The sequence below is a fragment of the Clostridium sp. TF11-13AC genome, assembly GCF_003481065.1.
In the GTDB taxonomy this organism is placed as follows: Bacteria; Bacillota; Clostridia; order Lachnospirales; family Lachnospiraceae; genus Otoolea; species Otoolea fessa.
The window spans coordinates 1-20,749 of the sequence record NZ_QUKJ01000002.1; the positions used below are offsets into that span (position 1 = coordinate 1).

The 20,749-nt window shown below is 45.5% G+C and carries 17 protein-coding genes, 1 tRNA gene and 1 pseudogene; 8 read left to right on the forward strand and 11 right to left on the reverse strand.

Features of this window, described 5'->3' with window-relative positions:
- Positions 1-244, forward strand: a pseudogene (locus tag DXD12_RS15410) (hypothetical protein); the annotation flags it as partial.
- On the opposite strand, the gene DXD12_RS04160 reads toward DXD12_RS15410, so the two are convergent.
- Positions 226-313 (reverse strand) — tRNA-Ser (locus DXD12_RS04160). The pseudogene DXD12_RS15410 and the gene DXD12_RS04160 sit on opposite strands and share 19 nt — an antisense overlap.
- A 247-nt stretch (positions 314-560) precedes the next feature.
- Between DXD12_RS04160 and DXD12_RS04165 the strand changes: the two genes are divergently transcribed.
- Together DXD12_RS04165 and DXD12_RS04170 are read left to right on the forward strand one after the other, a co-directional pair.
- A complete protein-coding gene (locus tag DXD12_RS04165; RefSeq protein ID WP_118637546.1) occupies positions 561-1,493 on the forward strand; it encodes a 2-dehydropantoate 2-reductase in 933 nt (310 codons plus the stop codon).
- The gene (locus DXD12_RS04170) at positions 1,475-2,398 is read left to right on the forward strand and encodes an AEC family transporter (RefSeq protein WP_118637548.1); all 924 of its coding nucleotides are present in this window, start codon (positions 1,475-1,477) and stop codon (positions 2,396-2,398) included. Before DXD12_RS04165 ends, DXD12_RS04170 begins: the two co-directional genes overlap by 19 nt.
- Before the next feature lie 128 nt (positions 2,399-2,526).
- On the opposite strand, the gene DXD12_RS04175 is transcribed toward DXD12_RS04170, so the two are convergent.
- The 4 genes from DXD12_RS04175 to DXD12_RS04190 form a co-directional block, all read right to left on the reverse strand.
- Positions 2,527-3,111, reverse strand: a complete 585-nt coding sequence (locus tag DXD12_RS04175; RefSeq protein ID WP_333489799.1) for a Fe-S-containing hydro-lyase — start codon at positions 3,109-3,111, stop codon at positions 2,527-2,529.
- Positions 3,112-3,243: 132 nt separating this feature from the next.
- A complete protein-coding gene (locus DXD12_RS04180; protein WP_022358414.1) occupies positions 3,244-4,086 on the reverse strand; it encodes a fumarate hydratase in 843 nt (280 codons plus the stop codon).
- 351 nt (positions 4,087-4,437) lie between these two features.
- On the reverse strand, positions 4,438-6,255 hold the full coding sequence (locus DXD12_RS04185) for an aminopeptidase P family N-terminal domain-containing protein (protein WP_118524684.1): 1,818 nt from the start codon (positions 6,253-6,255) through the stop codon (positions 4,438-4,440).
- Positions 6,256-6,382: 127 nt separating this feature from the next.
- Positions 6,383-7,954: an AbgT family transporter gene (locus DXD12_RS04190; RefSeq protein WP_118524031.1), complete on the reverse strand. Its 1,572-nt coding sequence runs from the start codon at positions 7,952-7,954 to the stop codon at positions 6,383-6,385.
- Positions 7,955-8,138: 184 nt separating this feature from the next.
- On the opposite strand from DXD12_RS04190, the gene DXD12_RS04195 reads away from it, so the two are divergent.
- Positions 8,139-9,152 (forward strand): LacI family DNA-binding transcriptional regulator, encoded by a 1,014-nt coding sequence (locus DXD12_RS04195; RefSeq protein ID WP_118637550.1) that lies wholly within the window; start codon positions 8,139-8,141, stop codon positions 9,150-9,152.
- A 139-nt stretch (positions 9,153-9,291) separates the two neighbouring features.
- On the opposite strand, the gene gyrA is transcribed toward DXD12_RS04195, so the two are convergent.
- From gyrA to dnaA, 6 genes are all read right to left on the reverse strand, one after another.
- Positions 9,292-11,832 carry a DNA gyrase subunit A gene (gene gyrA, locus DXD12_RS04200; protein ID WP_118637552.1) on the reverse strand — a complete coding sequence of 847 codons (2,541 nt, stop codon included), beginning with the start codon at positions 11,830-11,832 and terminating at the stop codon, positions 9,292-9,294.
- Positions 11,833-11,878: 46 nt separating this feature from the next.
- The gene (gyrB, locus tag DXD12_RS04205; RefSeq protein ID WP_107000962.1) at positions 11,879-13,792 is read right to left on the reverse strand and encodes a DNA topoisomerase (ATP-hydrolyzing) subunit B; all 1,914 of its coding nucleotides are present in this window, start codon (positions 13,790-13,792) and stop codon (positions 11,879-11,881) included.
- A gap of 22 nt (positions 13,793-13,814) precedes the next feature.
- Complete coding sequence (gene recF / locus DXD12_RS04210) at positions 13,815-14,924, reverse strand: DNA replication/repair protein RecF (protein ID WP_117796771.1); 1,110 nt, start codon at positions 14,922-14,924, stop codon at positions 13,815-13,817.
- Between the two features lie 11 nt (positions 14,925-14,935).
- The gene (locus tag DXD12_RS04215; RefSeq protein WP_107000960.1) at positions 14,936-15,142 is read right to left on the reverse strand and encodes an RNA-binding S4 domain-containing protein; all 207 of its coding nucleotides are present in this window, start codon (positions 15,140-15,142) and stop codon (positions 14,936-14,938) included.
- A gap of 56 nt (positions 15,143-15,198) precedes the next feature.
- The gene (gene dnaN / locus DXD12_RS04220; protein ID WP_118637554.1) at positions 15,199-16,317 is read right to left on the reverse strand and encodes a DNA polymerase III subunit beta; all 1,119 of its coding nucleotides are present in this window, start codon (positions 16,315-16,317) and stop codon (positions 15,199-15,201) included.
- A gap of 285 nt (positions 16,318-16,602) precedes the next feature.
- The gene (dnaA, locus tag DXD12_RS04225) at positions 16,603-17,973 is read right to left on the reverse strand and encodes a chromosomal replication initiator protein DnaA (RefSeq protein ID WP_022358493.1); all 1,371 of its coding nucleotides are present in this window, start codon (positions 17,971-17,973) and stop codon (positions 16,603-16,605) included.
- 599 nt (positions 17,974-18,572) lie between these two features.
- Here dnaA and rpmH point away from each other — a divergent pair.
- From rpmH to DXD12_RS04245, 4 genes are all read left to right on the forward strand, one after another.
- Complete coding sequence (gene rpmH / locus DXD12_RS04230; protein ID WP_087225913.1) at positions 18,573-18,707, forward strand: 50S ribosomal protein L34; 135 nt, start codon at positions 18,573-18,575, stop codon at positions 18,705-18,707.
- A gap of 191 nt (positions 18,708-18,898) precedes the next feature.
- Entirely contained in the window at positions 18,899-19,258 is a 360-nt protein-coding gene (gene rnpA, locus DXD12_RS04235) for a ribonuclease P protein component (protein WP_107000958.1), read from the forward strand.
- On the forward strand, positions 19,254-19,463 hold the full coding sequence (gene yidD, locus DXD12_RS04240) for a membrane protein insertion efficiency factor YidD (protein WP_333489800.1): 210 nt from the start codon (positions 19,254-19,256) through the stop codon (positions 19,461-19,463). The genes rnpA and yidD overlap by 5 nt, the downstream gene beginning before the upstream one ends.
- A gap of 19 nt (positions 19,464-19,482) precedes the next feature.
- Positions 19,483-20,736 (forward strand): YidC/Oxa1 family membrane protein insertase, encoded by a 1,254-nt coding sequence (locus DXD12_RS04245; protein WP_347561364.1) that lies wholly within the window; start codon positions 19,483-19,485, stop codon positions 20,734-20,736.
- Positions 20,737-20,749 lie beyond the last annotated feature (13 nt).

Sequence of the window (20,749 nt, forward strand, 5' to 3'; positions counted from 1 at the left end):
TTTACATACTGTTCAGTTTTCAAGGTTCTCTGTTGTTGTCTCAGCGACAGCTCATATATTCTATCATAAGCATTCTTGCTTGTCAACAACTTTTTTAATTTATTTTTTGTTTTTCTTTTTCAAAAGCGCCGTTTCTTCAACAGCTCAGCTAGTTTATCACAAAAACTCATCAGTGTCAAGCACTTTTTTGTTTTTATTTTTTCTAGCCTTTTTTAAAAAAAGAAACGGAGAAAGAGGGATTTGAACCCTCGCGCCGGTTGCCCGACCTACACCCTTAGCAGGGGCGCCTCTTCGGCCTCTTGAGTATTTCTCCGCAGTAATAAAAAAAATATTCAATTGCATCTTAACGCATTTCTTTGTCAGACGCGTATCTCATTGTATCAAAGAAATTTTAAAATGTCAAGCAAATTTATCCAAGTTTTTTCTTTTTTTTTATTTCCTTTAAACCACCATTTTTCAATATATTTTATGATATGATACTATAGATGTTTTGGCGGATTGCAGGAGTGCATCGCATCGCACGCAGCAATCCAGATTAGGATTCAGAAAGGAGTTTTTTTATGAATTTAAAATATATGATCCTGGGAGCCGGCGGTACTGGTGGAATTCTTGGCTCTGCTCTTACAAAAGCTGGAAAGGATGTTACATTCATTGCCCGTGGTTCCAACCTTGATGCTATGCGTAATAACGGTCTCATCATTCGTCATCTCTGGGATCAGACGGAAGAACATCTTGAGGTTCGTGCATTATCCATGGAAGAATCCTGTGCTCTTTCCCTGGCTCCGGAGGTTATCTTTATATGCGTAAAAGAATATTCCCTTGATTCCGTCCTTCCTTTTATCCGACAGACCGCTGGTCCCCGCACAATTATTATTCCCATCTTAAATATATATGGAACCGGTGCCAGGGTGCAGAAAGAATTACCGGATTGTACCGTTCTGGATGGATGCATCTATGTTTCTGCATCCTTAGAACATCCCGGTGTTCTGGTTCAGCACGGTCCTATCTTAAGGGTTGTCTTCGGTCCCAGGGATCCTTCCTATATTTCTCCGATTTTATCAGCCATTCAATCGGATCTTTGCGAAAGCGGTATCGATGGAGTTTTATCCACCCATATCCAAAGGGATGCTTTGGAGAAATTTTCCTATGTCTCCCCTATCGGAGCTTCCGGAGTCTACCTTCATGCCGTGGCCGGAGATTTTCAAAAGGAAGGACCTGCCCGTGAATTATTTAAATCCATGATTCGTGAAATCAGCGCTCTGGCTGCTGCCATGGGATATCCCTTTGAAAAAGACTATGTAAAAATAAATCTGGAGATTCTTTCCAACTTATCTGCCGATGCCACCACTTCCATGCAGCGTGACATAATGGAAGGAAAACCATCGGAACTGGACGGACTTGTCATGGAGCCCCTCCGACTTGCAAAAAAATATTCTGTCTCTATGCCCTGTTATGAGGAGGTAGCAAACGTATTATGTCCATTGGAATTTTAGTTGGTAAAATTGCGGCATTATTTATCGTCATGTTTTTAGGCTTTGTTTTGGTAAAGACTGGCATTTGCCGCTCAGATGACAGCCGCATTCTTTCACGCCTGTCTGTCTATATCGTAGTCCCCTGTTCGATTTTATCTGCTTTTCAGGTCAGCTGCAGCCCTTCCATCCTAAAGGGGCTTCTTTTGGCGGTGGCTGCTGCTGTATTGATCCATCTCATCCTGATTGTCCTTTTTTACTTTATAGGACCTCTTCTTCATCTTAACGGAGTCGAAAAAGCCTCTATCATCTACTCGAATGCAGGAAATCTTGTTATACCGCTTGTTTCCTCTATTCTAGGACCAGACTGGGTTATTTATTCCAGCGCCTACGTCTCTGTACAGCTTTTTCTTCTCTGGAGTCATGGAAAAATGATGATCTGTGAAGAAAAGAAGCCTGATTTTAAAAAAATCATAACAAATACAAATATGATTGCCATTTTATTCGGTATTTTTCTATTTTTGGCACAGATTTCACTTCCCGATCCAGTGGACAGCGCTGTCCACTCCCTGGGAAGCATGATTGGTCCTTTGGCCATGCTGATCTCAGGAATGCTGATTGCCGGAACCACGCCCCAGGAAATTCTGGCTTTTCCCCATATTGGACTTGTCACGATTCTGCGACTCATCGGTGTACCGCTTTTGACAATTTTACTTCTTAAATTCAGCGGCCTCGCTTCTTTTGCTGAGAATGGTTCACAAATTCTGCTTGTCACCCTGTTAGCCACAATCACCCCATCCGCCTCCACAATCACGCAGATGGCCCAGGTATATGGAAAAGATGCTCGCTATGCTGGTGCCATTAACGTAATTACCACTCTGCTTTGTATGATAACCATGCCAATCATGGTTTATCTCTATCAATTATAACTTTATTCTTCACGACAAAAGAGAGGTTATTTGCAAAACAGCCAATAACCTCTCTTCATAAAACTCAAAAATGCATCTGCATTCTTGCTGCGGGATGGGAGTCATCCCACATCTGATATCTTATTATCCTATCTCTGATATTCCTTTACTGCGGTCTCGTAAAGATTGTTTCCTTCGGAATCAATTACCACAATCATAGGCATATTTTCTACCGTCAATTTTCGGATCGCCTCTGTTCCCAAATCATCGTATGCAATCACTTCCGATTCCTTAATGCACTTTGAAAGAATTGCTCCGGCTCCGCCCACTGCCGCAAAATAAACGGCACCATTGCGAACGATGGCATCGATGACTGCCTGGCTTCTCTTTCCTTTTCCGATCATGGCTCCCATGCCGAGATCCAGAAGTCTTGGAGTATATTTATCCATACGGCTGGCTGTGGTCGGACCTGCAGAACCAATCGGACGGCCCTCTCTGGCCGGTGACGGTCCCATATAATAAATTACATTATCTTTCAGATCAAGGGGAAGTTCTCTTCCTTCATCCAGTGTCTCTATCATGCGCTTATGAGCTGCATCACGTGCCGTATAGATGGTTCCGCTTATATATACATAATCACCTGCATGCAGGCTTTTTAATGTCTCCCTGTCAATTGGAGCTGTGATTGTTTTATCCATATTTTCCTCCAAATCTATCTTATGTACTCTCGGTATCTTTTTGTGCAGGAAAAACTCCGAGAGTACATTCTTTATACTATCAAATGATGTTTGGGTCACAAGAGATTTTTCCCCTTTTGATACCGGATTGCTATGTGCTTCGCACTTCCGCAATCCTAAAAATATTCATCAAATCACTCTGTGCGCATGACGATTTACATGACAGCAGATATTGATGCCTACCGGCAGCCCTGCAATATGGGTCGGGTAGGTTTCAATATTGACAGCCAGGGCGGTTGTCCGTCCGCCTAATCCGCCAGGACCGATCCCAAGGTTATTGATCGTTTCAAGCATTTCTTTTTCCAGATCACGCACATACTCAACCGGTGATTCCTCTTCCAGATTTCTGGTCAGCGCGTGCTTCGCCATCTCTGCACACTTTTCAAAGGTTCCACCGATTCCAACGCCTACTACCATCGGAGGACAGGCATTCGGTCCCGCATCCCGCACCGCTGTCAGAATAGCATCCTTGACTCCTTCAATTCCATCTGCCGGTTTCAGCATGAACACACGGCTCATATTTTCACTTCCAAATCCCTTCGGAGCCACCGTGATCTCTACCTGCTCACCCTCTACGATCTCATAATGAATGATAGCCGGTGTATTATCCTTCGTATTCTCACGGTAAATCGGATCCTTAACCACGGATTTACGGAGATATCCGTCTACATATCCCTGGCGCACGCCCTCATTGATAGCATCAGTCAGAGAACCGCCGATCAGATGTACATCCTGTCCTACCTTGATAAACACAACTGCCATTCCGGTATCCTGGCAGATCGGAATCATCTCCTCACCAGCGATACATAAGTTTTCTTCCAGCTGGCCTAAAATCTGACGTCCCAATGGAGATTCTTCACTCGCTGCCGCCTCATCAAACACCTTTTTCATATCCGGTGACAGAAAATGGTTGGCCTCAATGCACATTTCTTTGATATTCTGTGTAATGGTTTCAACATTGATTCTTCTCATTTGAAAACTACCCTTCTTCCATGAAATTTTTATCTGCCCCTGCTGACAGAACCGCATCTCTTAATCATTAATGACTCTTATATCATCATAATAGAAATTAAATAATCTTGCAATCATTTCTGAATAGATGTAATAAAAATACCCCCTGAATAGATTTTGATCTCATGCGCAGTGATTCTGATAGGAATATGCCAGCTTTGCTGACCAGAATCACGCGCCAAGTCTCACGGACGTTCGACTTGAATTTATCTCTATCTATTCAGGAGGTATTATATTGTTACAGTTCAGCCATGACATCTTCTTGTTTCCATATTCATTCAAACCAGCGCATGGCTGAACTGTAACATCATATTATCTTGAAATTTCTCTTGTTACGTGTTTTAACCACTCTTTTTCTTCGTCATTCATATACGGAGAAATGGTTTCGTATACGTCTTTATGGTATGTATTTAAGCGCTCGATATCCGCGTCATCCATGAAACGTGTATCCAGTGCCTCTAAGTCAATCGGCGCCTTGGTCAGGAATTCGAACTTCAGGAACTGTCCGTACTCATTTTTCTCATCCTCGACACATAAGATCAGGTTCTCTGTTCTGGTTCCGAAATCGCCAGCAAAGTACAGACCCGGCTCATCGGAGCAGATCATGCCCGGCTCAATCACAGCACTGTCCTGACGCTCCGGAACAACCTTCCAGCGCAGTCCGTTCGGTCTCTCATGTACGTTAGAAAGATATCCAACACCATGTCCGGTACCATGTGCAAAATCAAGACCACGTTTCCAGAATGCTTCACGGATGGTGTAGTCTAAGTTGATTCCCCGGCAGCCGTGAAGGAACTTCATGGTTGATACCTTCAGCATAGCGGCTGCTACGATTGTGTAGTACTCTTTTTCCTTCTCGGTCAGAGGTCCTAATGCATAGGTTCTTGTGATATCAGTAGTTCCCTCTAAATACTGTCCGCCGGAATCTACCAGCAGAAGACCTTCCGGTTTTAATTTCTTGCATACCTCATCGCTTGGATGATAATGGCACATTGCTGCATTTTCCTTGTAAGCGGCAATGGTTACGAAACTTGGCTCGATATAGTTGCCCTGCTCTGCTCGCAGTTCTTCAATTTTATGAGCCGCTGTCATCTCTGTCATATCGCAGGTTCCGATGGTATGCTTCAGCCAGTACATAAACTTGGTAACAGCAATGCCATCTTTTAAATGGGCCCTACGCATATTTTCGATCTCGGTCGCATTCTTAACAGCCTTCATGGTCGCACAAGGATTCATCTCGTCTATAATACGGCAGGAAGCATCAATGCTCTCGCATACAGCAAAGCTTGCTTTCTTGCGTTCCAGAAGAATCTTCTCATTCTTCAGGGCTGCCACATCCTGTAAGAATTCCGCATACTCTTTTACCTGAACCTTTGCCTCAGCTAAAGCCGCACAAACCTCTTTTCCCATCTTAGTATCTTCTTTGATAGCTTCTTTCTGTACGTATAAATAGGCTTCATCCTGTGTAATAAGTGCATAGGACAGAAATACCGGGTTATTTACAATATCGTTTCCACGAAGGTTGAATAACCATGCGATTTCATCCAGAGCCGTCATCAGATGAATCTGTGCTTTATTTTTCTTCATGGCATCACGAAGATCTGAAAGTTTCTCTACGGTACTCTTTCCGGCATATTTTACATCCAGGCTCCAGATAGGCTCGCAGGACATAGCCGGACGGGAAGTCCAGATCTCACCTACCAGATCCTTACTGCAGTTGATTGTTACATTTTTTTCCTGCAGTAAGTTCTGAAGACCATATCCCAGCTCAGAGTTTACAACACGGCCGTCAAATCCAAGGCATCCATCAACCGGAAGCTCCTCCTCTAAAAATTCGTCCAGAGTCGGGAATTCAGGTTCACCCATGCGGTATAATTTGATCTCACTGCCTGAAAGCTGCTCTTCTGCCTGTACAAAGTATCTTCCGTCTGTCCAGAGTCCGGCTTTGTCCATAGTGATAACAGCCGTTCCAGCTGTTCCGTTGAAACCGGTCAGGAAGTGACGGCATTTAAAGAATTCGCCTACATACTCAGATTCATGAAAATCCGCAGTCGGAACCAGGTATGCATCGATTCCCAGTTCTTTCATGCGATCTCTTAATTGTCCAATTTTTATATTTGTCTGGTTCATTATTTCCTCCTTCATACGATTTTTTTGAAAAAATATGTACTCCTGGAATGTCTATGCATTCCGCATAAAACATTCCCAGAGTACATCTTATTCTAGTTATTTAAATTATCGTAACAATTCAGCCCCATTAGCCAAGAAACATTCCAACACCCGGTCCTAACGGAAAGTTAAGTACGATCCATAATACTAACAGGATACTCCATCCAATCAGGAAGCAGATACTGTACGGAAGCATGGTGGAAACCAGAGTTCCGATACCAGCCTCTTTATCATATTTCTTCATGAATACGATAATCATTGCGAAATAGGACATCATCGGAGTGATAACGTTTGTACAGGAGTCACCGATACGGTAAGCAACCTGAGCGAACTCCGGTGTGTAACCTAACAGCATGAACATCGGTACGAATACCGGCGCGATCAGAGCCCATTTTGCAGATGCAGAACCCATGAACAGGTTGATGAATGCTGCAAAAAGAACGAATAAGATCATGGTCGGGATAGTTCCGATACCGGAGTTTCTAAAGAACTCAGCTCCCTTTAATGCAAGGATCGTTCCTAATTTGGTATAACCAAAGAAGTTAATAAACTGTGCTGCCACAAAGGTCAGAGCGATGTAGGAGCTCATGGTTCCCATGGCACGTCCCATTGCGTTGCAGACATCCTTCTCTCCGTGATATACACCAGTCATATGACCATATACAACAGACGGTACGAAGAAAAGTACAGTGATAATTGGGATGATGCCCTCCATGAACGGGGAGTTTCCTAACAGTGTTCCGTCCTCAGCTCTCATAACAGAGTTAGCCGGGAGACAGAAAGCTACCAGAACCAGAATCATAACCAGTAAGGTTAAACCAGCTACTTTCAGAGCTTTTCTTTCCTGGTCGTTTAATTTATACTCAGAGCTTGTTTCATTCTCTTCCCCATTGCCGTGATACTCACCAAAACGCGGTGCAACGACTTTCTCAGTGATGATAGTACCTAAGATTGTGATCAGGAAGGTAGACACCATCATGAAGTACCAGTTTCCGGTCGGCTCAACTACATAAGTCGGGTCTACCATCTTTACAGCCTCGTTGGTAATACCGCAAAGAAGCGGATCCAGAGTACCGATTAATAAGTTTGCAGAGAAACCACCGGATACACCTGCAAATGCTGCAGCCATACCAACTACCGGATGACGATTGTATGCCATGAACATCAGTGCTGCAATCGGAATCAGAACGATGTATCCAACTGCATCGGCCAGGTTGGACATAACGCCTAAGAATACGATCATCGGAGTGATTAACTTAGCCGGAGTAACCTCTACAGCAGACTTTAATGCGCCTCCGATTAAACCACTGTCCTCCAGAAGTCCGATACCAAACATAGCTACCAGGACAACTCCCAAAGGAGCGAATCCTGTAAAGTTAGTGATTGCATGTGTCAGCATGTATACAAGCCCCTCACCATTCAAAAGGCTGACAGCCTGAACCGTCTGAGTCTCTACGACTCCCTTAGAACGGTTAACCAGTTCACCTGTTGCCGAAACTCCAGCCATCTCACAGACAGCAGAAAGAACGATAACAAAGAGAACTAAAATTGCAAAAATAGAAATCGGATGCGGAAGTTTATTTCCGACTTTCTCAATTCCGTTCAGCCAGCGGTTTAATAACGAAGGCTTATCTTTTGCTTGTTCGTTTGCTTTTCCCATTTTTTCCTCCATTCCCAGCTTATACGTATAAGTTAATTTTATGTTGTTAGAATATCACAAAAGGATCGGCATTTCAATTATTTTTTTAGTAATATTAAATTATTGTGTATTTTAGTGAATTTCTATAGACATTTTTAGAGAAATTTAATAAACTGTAAAAGTGTTATAAGGAGTCTACAAAATTATGAAAAAAAATGTTACTGCAAAAGACATCGCAAAACTCTGCGGAGTCTCTCAGGCGACTGTATCTTATGTGATCAATAATCGCCAGAATCAGAAGATCAGTGAGGAAACCAGACGCAAGGTTTTAGATGCCGTTGAAGCACTTCACTACTATCCCAATGCTTCCGCCAAAAGCATGCGGACCAAAAACTGTACATCCATCGGAATTGTATGTGCAAAGGATTACAGCCGCCAGGCTTTCTTAAATGCTTTTACTGGAATCAGCCAGTACCTGTCCCAGATCGACTATACCATCACGATTTTCAATGAAATGGATGATATAGATTCTTCTCCGGATTATGTCAAAAGCTATTATTCCAACGTGATCGATGGACTCATTTTTATTTCCAACGATGATCACGCTGCTTTTACAAAACCGGCCGATGAAAATCATATTCCTTATGTGGTTATCTGTATGGACGGGGTTTTCTCAAAAAAAACACCGTTCCCCCATGCATTTGAATATGCCCTGCAGGAATGTGCCTCCTTCTGTCTGGAAAAGGGAATCCACGAAGTGCGGTATTTTTCCATCAGCAATGACGGTCTTTTAGTTAATAATAAATATCCGCTTTTTGAATCCCTGCTTCGCCGGACGGCACCGAACTGCCATCTGGAGCACGTGATCTGCCCTATCAAGGATCGTGATCTGATTCATTTGCAGCAATTTTTAGCTAAATACATGGAAAACCGCAGTTTTGATCTTGCCATTTCTCAAAACTACGACATTGGACTGCTGCTGCAGCGTGAAATATTAAAAACAGGCTTTTCCATCCCTCAGAGAATTCGCCATATCTTCCTGAACGAGGTGAATTTCTATGAAATGGACTATCCTTCTATCAGCGGCATTGATATTCCCTACGATCAAATGGGCGAGTATGCTGCCAAACTTCTTCTTGCTATGATCGAAAACCGTGAATCTGAATTTACCTACCAGGAATTCAAGTGCCGCCTCATTCAGAGAGAAACGACGCTGTGACGCTGTTAAAATACTGCGCCTTATAAAGATCAAAAAGAGAACACCCGCTAATTCCAGTTTATGAATTGCCGGATGTTCTCTTTTTTATGATTTTCTTTTCAAAGATCAAGGATATCTGATCTTTTTTACTTTTTATTCGTTACAGTTCAGCCATGACATCTTCCGTATTCTCAGATTCGCTTTCTTCTCCGTCCTGCTCCTCCAGAAGTTCGTCTTCTTCATCCTCATCCTTGTCGCTCTCCCGCACCTTGGCGATGCTTGCAACTGCTATGCCGGATTCAGCATCAATACTCATCAGCTTCACACCGGAGGTATTGCGTCCGATAATCGAGATGTCGCTGACTGCCATCTTGATGATGATGCCTTCATTGGTAATCAGCATGATCTTGCGCTCATTATCTACCAGCTTTGCACCCACCAAATCACCGGTTTTGTCGATGATCTTATAGCAGCGCACGCCCTTGCCGCCTCGGTTCTGGGCTGTAAATTCATCAATCGGAGTGCGTTTTCCATAACCATTTTCCGATACTACCAGCAGGCATTCTCCCTGGCTGGCCATCTGCATACCGATGACTTCATCGCCTTCATCAAACTTCATGCCGATAACCCCCATGGAAACACGGCCTGTCACGCGGACATCGGTCTCATGGAATCGGATACACATACCTTTCTTTGTGATCAGGAAAATATCTTCGGTATTATCGGTAGCCTTAACTTCGATCAATTCATCGTCATCACGAAGTACAATCGCCTGAAGACCGTTCTTGCGGACATTGCTGTATTCCTTCATCGGAGTCTTCTTAACCATACCATTGCGGGTTGCCATGAAGAGATATTTCTCATCATCGATCTCCTTCATAGGAACGATGGATGTGATCTTCTCGCCTGGCATCAGCGGAAGCAGATTCACGATGGCAGTACCTCTGGCAGTGCGTCCTGCCTCCGGAATCTCGTATCCCTTCAGACGGTATACGCGTCCCTTGTTGGTAAAGAACATCACATAATGATGGGTTGTGGTCATCAGCAGATCTTCGATATAATCTTCCTCAATAGTCTGCATGCCCTTGATTCCCTTGCCTCCGCGGTTCTGGCTCTTGAAATTATCGCTGGACATTCTCTTAATATAGCCAAAATTGGTCATGGTCACAACGATATCGTCATCCGGGATCAAATCCTCCGCAGACATATCGTATTCATCATATCCGATGGCGGTACGGCGGTCATCTCCGTATTTATCAGCGATGAGGGAGATCTCCTCCTTGATAACACACAGAAGTTTCTTCTCATCTGCCAGAATCGCTTTCAACTCTGCAATCTTTGCCTCCAGCTCTTTATATTCATTTTCCAGTTTCTCGCGTTCCAGACCGGTCAGAGCACGCAGACGCATATCTACGATGGCCTGTGCCTGTGCATCCGAAAGATCAAAACGCTCCATTAACTGAGCTTTCGCCGCCTGAACATTGGCAGAACCGCGGATGATCTTAATAACCTCATCGATATGATCCAGTGCCTTTAAAAGACCTTCCAAAATATGGGCTCTCTCTTCTGCCTTGTTCAGATCATATTTGGTTCTTCTGGTTACCACATCCTCCTGGTGCTTTAAGTAATATTCCAGGATCTGCTGCAGATTTAAGATACGCGGCTCATTATTAACCAGCGCCAGCATAATCACACCAAAGGTGTCCTGCAGCTGTGTATGCTTCAGCAGACGGTTCATGATGACATTGGCATTCACATCACGGCGCAGTTCAATGCAGATCCGAAGTCCCTCACGGTTGGATTCATCACGCAGATCCGTGATTCCATCAAGCTTTTTATCCTTTACAAGCTCTGCGATCTTTTCGATCAAACGAGCCTTATTCACTGCATAAGGAAGCTCTGTCACGATGATACGGCTCTTGCCATTTGCCATGGCCTCGATATTGTATACAGCCCGTACACGGATCTTGCCGCGTCCGGTTCTGTACGCTTCTTCGATGCCTGCTTTTCCAAGGATGGTTGCTCCTGTCGGGAAATCAGGTCCCTTTACGATCTCCATCAGTTCTTCGATGGTAGTCGGGCGGTCTTCCTCCACCCGGTTGTCTATGATCTTGACAACGGCAGCAATCACCTCACGCAGGTTGTGAGGCGGAATATTCGTTGCCATACCAACGGCGATACCGGTGCCGCCATTTACCAGAATATTGGGAAAACGAGCCGGAAGAACCGTCGGTTCTTTCTCAGTCTCATCAAAGTTCGGCATGAAATCAACGGTATTCTTGCCAATATCCGCCAGCATCTCCATGGAAATACGGCTCAGTCTTGCCTCGGTGTATCGCATCGCTGCGGCGCCGTCGCCGTCCATGGAACCGAAGTTTCCATGTCCATCTACAAGCGGGTAACGGGTAGCCCATTTCTGAGCCATATTTACCAACGCACCATAGATTGAACTGTCACCATGTGGGTGGTATTTACCCATTGTATCACCGACGATACGGGCTGACTTACGGTGGGGCTTATCCGGTCCATTATTCAGCTCAACCATCGAATAAAGCACTCGTCTCTGCACCGGTTTCAAGCCATCCCGCACATCCGGAAGTGCACGGGCAGCAATAACGCTCATCGCATAATCGATGTAAGACGTTTCCATTGTCTTTTTCAGATCAATGTCATGAATTTTGTCAAATATATTTGGTTCCATCTATACTCCTTTCGTCCTCAAAAGGATTTAAGTGACTTAAATTTAATTAAATATCCAGGTTCTTTACGTACTTCGCATTTGCCTCGATAAACTCACGGCGCGGCTCAACCTGATCCCCCATCAGGGTAGCAAATGTCAGATCAACCTCCGAAGCAGTCTCACTGTCGATCTGGACACGGAGAAGAATTCGGCGCTCCGGATCCATGGTAGTCTCCCAAAGCTGTTCCGCGTCCATCTCACCCAGACCTTTATAACGCTGGATCTTATTGTTGTTGTCACGGCCAATCTCAGTCAGAATCGAATTCAGCTCATCATCGCTGTATGCATACCAGACACGCTTATTCTTCTCGATCTTATAAAGCGGCGGCTGTGCCAGATATACATGTCCTTCCCGGATCAAATCCGGCATAAAACGATACAGGAACGTCAGAAGCAGGGTACTGATATGTGCACCATCCACATCGGCATCGGTCATGATAATGATCTTGTTGTAACGAAGTTTTGAAATATCAAAATCTTCATGAATACCGGTACCAAATGCCGTGATCATCGCACGGATCTCCGCATTGCCGTAAATTCGATCCAGTCTTGCTTTTTCTACGTTTAAGATCTTGCCTCGAAGAGGCAGAATAGCCTGATTGGATTTATTTCTAGCCTCTTTCGCAGAACCACCCGCGGAATCTCCCTCTACGATGTAGATCTCGCAGTTTTCCGGATTCTTGTCGGAACAATCGGCTAATTTTCCTGGAAGCGCCATGCCGTCAAGCGCTGATTTACGTCTCGTCATCTCGCGCGCCTTGCGGGCTGCGTCGCGGGCTCTCTTGGCAAGAATTGATTTCTCACAGATGATCTTGGCAACCGTTGGATTCTGCTCCAGGAAATATGTCAGCTGCTCGCTCACGATCGCATCGACCGCCGCGCGGGCCTCGCTGTTGCCGAGTTTCTGCTTCGTCTGTCCCTCAAACTGCGGCTCCTCGATCTTAACGCTGATGATCGCTGTAAGGCCCTCGCGGATATCCTCACCGCTGAGTGCCGGCTCATTTTCCTTCAGAAGTTTATTTTTCTTCGCATAGTCATTAAAAGTCTTCGTCAGAGCACTCTTAAAGCCGGCCAGATGGGTACCGCCCTCCGGTGTGTTGATATTATTGACGAAGGTGTAGATATTTTCCGTGTAGGAATCGTTATGCTGCATCGCCACCTCGACAAATACCTTGTCCTTGATGCCCTCGCAGTAGATAACCGGTTCATAGAGCTTCTCATTGCTCCGGTTCAAGTAGGTGACAAATTCCTTGATACCGCCCTCATAGTGAAAGGTCTTCTCATGCTTCACTTCTCTGTCATCCCGCAGGGTGATCTTTAAGTTTTTCGTCAGGAATGCCGTCTCACGCAGGCGTACTTTTAACGTATCATAGTCGTAGACCGTTTCCTCGAAAATCTCCTTATCTGGCAGGAATACAACCCGTGTGCCGTGCTTATCCGGAGCACATTCACCGACTACTTTCAGCGGATACATGGTTTTACCGCGCTCATAGCGCTGCTTATATACCTTTCCATCCCGGCAGATCTCAACCTCCAGCCACTCGGAAAGGGCGTTTACAACCGATGCACCTACACCGTGAAGTCCGCCTGATACCTTATATCCGCCACCGCCGAATTTACCGCCTGCATGCAGGATCGTAAATACAACCTCAACCGCCGGAAGTCCGGCTTTTTTCTGAGTATCAACCGGGATACCACGACCGTCATCCTGTACCGTGATGGAATTGTCCGCATTGATCTGCACCTCGATGTGACTGCAGAATCCGGCTAACGCCTCATCCACGGAGTTGTCAACTATCTCATACACCAGGTGATGGAGGCCTCTTACAGATGTGCTGCCTATATACATACCAGGACGCTTTCTGACCGCCTCCAATCCCTCCAATATCTGTATTTGATCTGCACTGTATTCTGAACCCATAGTTCCTCCTTCACTTGCTGTTTTATGTCTGACTAGTTGTCTTGTTTGGACGTTCACAGGTGACCGTCCCGCTCACGACCCGAAAGGTCTTATCTATCTGGAAGCTGTGGCTGATAAAATCATCCAAGCCTGTACAGGTAATGATCGTCTGTATGTGGCGGATGCTGGCGAGCAGATGATCCTGCCGTTTTCCATCTAACTCCGACAAAACATCGTCGAGAAGCAGGATCGGATACTCCTTTTTGATCTTTTTAACCAGCTCAATCTCCGCCAGTTTGAGCGATAATGCCGCCGTCCTCTGCTGTCCCTGTGAACCGAAGCGCCGGATGTCAATTCCGTTGACATAGAAACTTAAGTCATCCCGGTGTGGTCCGACCAGCGTCGTCTTCTGCTTCCGGTCCGCCTCGCGGCTCTTTTTGACTGCCGCTTCCAACTGATCCGCCTCCGTGTTCGGCTCATACTGAATAACAAGCTCTTCCTTTCCGCCCGACAATTTCTGATGGATCGGACGGATCAATTCGTTTAATTCACCGATAAATTCCCGCCGGTACTGGCTCACCTCCCGCCCGTAGGAAGCAAGCTGCATATCCCATATATCCAGCATCTCCTCGTACTCGGGATGGAAAAACAGCTCCTTTAAGAGCTTATTTCTCTGTATCACTACCCGGTTGTACTGCACCAGCGAATGAACATAGAGCCGGTTTAACTGGCATAATTCCAGATCAATAAAACGGCGCCGATCCGCCGGTCCGTTCTTAATGAGATTCAGATCTTCCGGCGAAAAAAACACCACGTTAACAATGCCGAAAAGCTCGCTCGCCCGCCGGATCGGGATCCCGTTGACCGCCACGCCCTTCGTCTTATTTTTCTTTAGATGCATGTCAATCCGGTACGGCACATCGTCCTTGCGAAGCTGCATCTTGATGTGGGACTCGTCCTCTCCGAATTCGATGATCTCCCTGTCCTTGCTGCCGCGGTGGGACTTGGTCGTCGCACACACGTAGACCGCTTCGAGGATATTGGTTTTACCCTGCGCGTTGTCCCCGTAGAGAACATTCGTCCCCGGATCAAAATCCATATGTAATTCCCCGTAATTGCGGTAATTTTTGAGTTCGATCGATTCGATAAACATGAAACCATCCTTTATTTGGTGATTGTTACGGTCTCTCCGTCATACTCGACTTTGTCCCCGTCGTAAAGCTTCTTGCCGCGCTGCATCTCCACCGCGCCATTGACCTTCACAAGCCCGTCCTGAATCGCAAATTTAGCATCCACGCCGGACTCTACCAGACCAGCTGCCTTGAGCGCCTGACCCAGTTTTATAAATTCATCTCTCAGTTTGATCTCCATCCTATTTCAGATCCTTTCTGTTACTGTCTGCACCTGCCATGTCTAAAAATGGCAGGTTAGATCGCTGCCGCATTGAAATTGACCGGCAGGATCAGATAGATGTAAGTCTCCTCCTCGTCCCGGATAAAGCACGGGGATTTCGGATTCATCATGTACAGAGTCACTTCCTCATCATCGATGATTCGTAACGCATCACCCAAAAACTTCGGGTTGAAGCCGATCATCAGGTCTTTTCCAAACTTGGTAATCGCCAGACGGGCATCCATCGTACCGAAGGCGGAATGCATCTTTAACTCCATTTCTTCATCGGTAAAGTTTAAGATCAAAGGTTTCTTATCATTTTCACGGACGAGAATGCTCGCACGGTCGATCGCATCCATGAAATCACGGCGGTTCAAGGTAACTTTCGTCTCATAATCGGAGGAAAGCATCTGATTGATCCGGAAATACTCGCCCTCAATCAGGCGGGATAACACGATCGTGTCGTTAAATTCAAACATGATGTGGTTGGTGCTGAAGAAAATCTGTACCTCAGAGTCGTTGTCACCGTTTAAGATCTTGCTGATCTCACCTAAAGTCTTGCCAGGAACGATGACTTTTATATCACTGTACTGTTCTTTTAATGCAACTTTGCGGATCGACATGCGGTGTCCGTCGAGGGAAACGAGCTTAAGTTCATTGCCGGTGACCTCCATCAGCTCACCGGTCATCATCTTGTTGCTGTCGTTCGGCGAGATCGAGAAGATCGTCTGGCGGATGATCTCTTTTAAGGTAAACTGGGAAAGTGTGATGAATTTATCCCGCTCAATGTGGGGAATATAGGAAAATTCATCGCCGTCCTTGCCCTGAATCTGGAAAATAGCCTTGTCACAGGTGATCGTCGTGTTGTATTTTTCATCCGATTCGATCGTGATCGTAGAATTTTCGCCGGAGAGCTTGCGGATAATATCGGAAAAAAGCTTGGCATCAAGAGCGATTTTTCCACGTTCCAGGATCGTTCCTTCGACCTTCGTCTCAATTCCCAGCTCCATATCGTTGCCGGTCAGTTTGATCTCATCCGAAACAGCATCGATCAGGATGCATTCGAGAATCGGCATGGTGGTTTTGGAAGGAACGGCCTTCAGAACAATGTTGATGCCGTTCATTAAATGATCTTTTTCAAATGAAAGCTTCATGTTTGTTGATAACTCCTTTGCTAAAAATAACGTGGAACGGAAAGAAAAGATATATATAAATTCCGTCGCAATCGTAGTAGAGGCTGTGAATATGTGGAATTCTCCGGACAGCCCCGAAAATACAGGGGTTCAGACTCCTTTTGAATGGTTAAAAAGGCTGTGTAAAACTGTCCGGAACCGGCTGGATAACTTTTGAATTATCCACAGCCCTGAAATGGAGCAAAATGTGGGAAAAGTTATCCACAGGTTTTCAACCACTTTTCCACGCGAAATTGTGGAAGAAACCTACTGTGGGCTGATCTTTTTCATTAAGATTTCCACTGTATTGCGAAGAGATTCGTTTTTCTCCATATCGGCAGCGATCTTGTCGTGACCGTGGATGATCGTCGTGTGATCCCGACCGCCTAAATATTTGCCGATATTCTGCAGGGAAGTTCCGAGCATCGAACGGCAGATATACATCACGATCTGGCGCGGGAATACGATCTCCTTGTTGCGCTTCTGGGAGGAAATGTCAAGCGGAGTGATACCAAAATGATCGGCAACGACCTGGATGATCAGCTCCGGGGTCACTTCCTTCTCCGCGTTCGGGGAAATGAGATCCTTGAGCGCTTCCTCCGCCAGCTCCGTCGTGATCTCCTTGTTATTTAACTTGGAAAGGGCGACGATCTTGGTGAGGGCGCCCTCGAGCTCACGGATGTTGGACTTGACGTTGGTGGCGATGTACTTGATCACTTCATTATCTATATTGTAGCCCTCGAGTTCCTCTTTTTTGCGGAGGATCGCCATACGGGTTTCATAATCCGGCGACTGGATATCGACGGTCAAGCCCCATTCGAAACGGGAACGAAGCCGTTCTTCCAGCGTCTCGATCTCTTTCGGCGGTTTATCTGAGGAGATAATGATCTGTTTTTTCGCTTCATAGAGTGCGTTGAAGGTATGGAAAAATTCTTCCTGTGTCGATTCCTTACCGATAATAAACTGGATATCATCGATGAGGAGGACGTCGTTGTTTCTGTATTTTTCACGGAACTCCGTGGTGGAAATATTGTTTTTGTTCCGGATCGCATCGATCAGTTCGTTCGTAAACTTCTCACTTGTAACGTAGAGAACCTTCGCTTTTGGATTGTTTTTTAAGATAAAATGTCCGATCGAGTGCATAAGATGCGTTTTTCCCAGACCTACACCCCCGTAAATGAAGAGAGGGTTGTAGATCTCACCCGGAGATTCTGCCACGGCGAGGGAAGCGGCGTGCGCTAAGTTATTGTTCGCGCCGACGACGAAGGTGTCGAATGTGTAGCGCGGATTTAAGTTCGCATCCTGGATGAGCTGGCGGCTGACCTCGGACGGGCGGTTGATCAGATGGCTTTTGTCCGTCTCTTTTTGCGGCTCATCGACCTGTTCGATGGTGACAAAATCGACCTCACACTCGATTCCGGTTAGTTCTTCGATGGTAATCTGGATCAAAAGTCCGTATTTTTTTTTGATATAGCCAAGAAACTGCACATCCGGAACCAGGATCTGAAGGGTGCCGTCTTTCATGGAATAAGGCTGCGTCGGAAGCAGCCATGTTTTGAAAGAAACGTCCGTCAGTTCGTGTTCTTCTTTAATATGGAGGAGAATTTCATCCCATTTTTCCTTAATTTTCTCTATCATACTGTGTCTCCTAAACGTAAAAAGCAGCCAAAACTGCAAAATAACCCAATCTAAGTTCTATTCTACATGATTTGTCCACATTTTTCAATAAAAACCCGCAATGTGAATAAGTGAAATTCAGTTATCCACGTGGAAAAAATGCCGAAAAATAAGGCTTTTTGACGAAGGGGTGTGAACAATCAGAAGCTTATCCAGATCGTATTCCACGGCTTTTCCACAAGTTATCCCCAAAATGTGGATAAGTGGAGGATAAGCTGTGAATAGGTGGTGGGAATGCTGATAAAATAAGGATTTTTTTATCCACAAAATGGAAATGCTCCAACGTGTATACTGTATATAATAAAGCGCTGCGACAGCAATCGACGATCGATCTGTGAGGACTCAGGATCGAAATGGTGGAAAAACCGCAGAAAATCTTTGATCTATGGGGATTAAAAAGATCAAAATAGTGGTTGACGAATGCGGAATTCTTCTATATAATGGAGAAGATGTTTAATTACAATAGTCTAACTATGTTGAGATGAATGCGGATTTCGGCGCGAACCGGAGGAAGCATGGATTTCTCTTACTATATTATGGATGAGGAGGTGTATGCAGACATGAAGATGACATTTCAGCCGAAGAAAAGACAGAGAGCAAAAGTTCATGGATTCCGTGCGAGAATGAGCAGCGCAGGTGGAAGAAAAGTTCTGGCTGCCAGAAGAGCAAAAGGTAGAGCAAAATTATCTGCTTAATGAACGAGGCCGCAATCGAGTTATAGATTGTGGCCTTTCTTAATATTCATAGAAAAAGTTCTATGAAATTAAGAAAAGCTCTGCGATGCACACTCGGTGCAGGGGAAAATGATTGCTAATGCAATCGCACCTCGGTGCGTGAATCCGGCGAGCCGGATTCTATTTTATATTATTTATCATTGGTGATTTTAATGAAGCGTTTTAATTCAATTAAGAAGAACAGCGAATTTCAAAAGGTTTACAAGACAGGGAAATCCTATGCCAATAAGCTTCTGGTTATGTACGTGAAGCGGGTGGATGACGGGAAGGAGCCTCGGATCGGTATCTCCGTCAGCAAAAAGGTTGGAAACAGCGTGGTCCGCCATCATGTGACAAGGTTGGTACGGGAGAGCTATCGGTTAAATAAGGACAGAGTCAGACTCGGATTAGACATCGTAGTCGTTGCCAGACCGGCAGCGAAAGAAGCAGACTTCAAAAAAATTGAGAGTGCATACCTGCACTTATGCGGACTGCATAACATTCTGGAGAATCGAAGTGAGAATATTGATTAAGAAGATCTTGATAAAGATGATTCGGGGATATCAGCTCTATATTTCCCCTATGACAGGACCTCACTGCAAGTACACGCCGACGTGCTCGGAGTACGCCATCCAGGCACTTAAAAAGTACGGCGCTGTAAAAGGTATGATTTTGGCATGTAAGCGGATTCTTCGCTGTAATCCATTTGCAGAAGGCGGTTATGATCCAGTTCCGTAAAGGATGAGGAGGTAGTTCATTGGACGTTAGCGTTTTAGTTGCGACAAAGGCAGGTTCGATCATGGGACCGATCGCCAGCGTGTTTGGTTATATCATGGACTTTTTATTCCGGATTACCAGCAGCATGGGGATCATGAATATCGGTCTGTGTATCATCCTGTTTACCATTATCACAAAGTTACTGTTATTTCCTCTGACGATCAAACAGCAGGAATCGTCAAAACTTATGTCGCTTATGAACCCTGAAATCAAGGCGGTTCAGAATAGGTATAAGGGAAAAACCGATCAGGCATCGATGGCTAAACAACAGGTCGAGATGCAGGCAGTCTATGAGAAATATGGCTCGAATCCGATGGCAGGATGTCTGCCGATGGCGATTCAGCTTCCGATTATCTTCGCTTTGTACCGGGTTATCTACAACATTCCGGCATACGTACCGTCAGTACGTGTCTTTTTTGACAACGTAGCGAACCCGCTGATGGGGCAGCCGGATTACATCAACAAGATTTCCGAGCTGGCAAGCGGTGTCGGCATGGCGGTGGACAAGGTAGACTACACCGTGGCAAACAAAGTCGTAGATATGTTATATAAGTTGACACCGGCTGGATGGGATACGCTGGAAAGTTTATTCCCGCAGATCTCTTCGACGATCGCAGAAAATGCGGGCAAGATTGAGCAGATGAACTATTTCTTCGGCATCAATCTGGCAACTCCGCCGTTTACCGGTTTTAACCACATCACGATCGCATGGATCATCCCGATCCTCGCAGGTCTGACCCAGTGGCTCTCCACCAAGCTGATTTCCAATTTACAGCAGGTGGATCAGGACGCGCCGGGCGCGAGCATGATGAACAGCATGATGATCACGATGCCGCTGATGTCCGTATTCTTCTGTTTCTCCCTGCCGTCCGCGATCGGTATCTACTGGGTCGTTCAGGGTGCATTCCAGCTCGTTCAGCAGCTGATCGTAAATGCACATATGAACAAGATCGATGTCGATGATCTGATCCGCCGCAACGTGGAGAAGATGAACAAGAAGAGAGCGAGAAAAGGTCTGCCGCCGGCTAATGTCAGCGAGAAGGCAAGCGTGAATTTAAAGGCGCTGCAGGCACGTGAGGATGCGGAAAGCAAGGCGAAAGAGGACAAGATCTCCCGCAATAAAAAGCAGATGGAGGCGTCTGAAGCATTTTACAATTCCGATCCGAAGCCGGGCAGTCTGGCTTCCAAGGCAAAGATGGTGCAGAAGTACAACGATAAGCACGCGAAAAAATAGAAGGAGGGCGCAG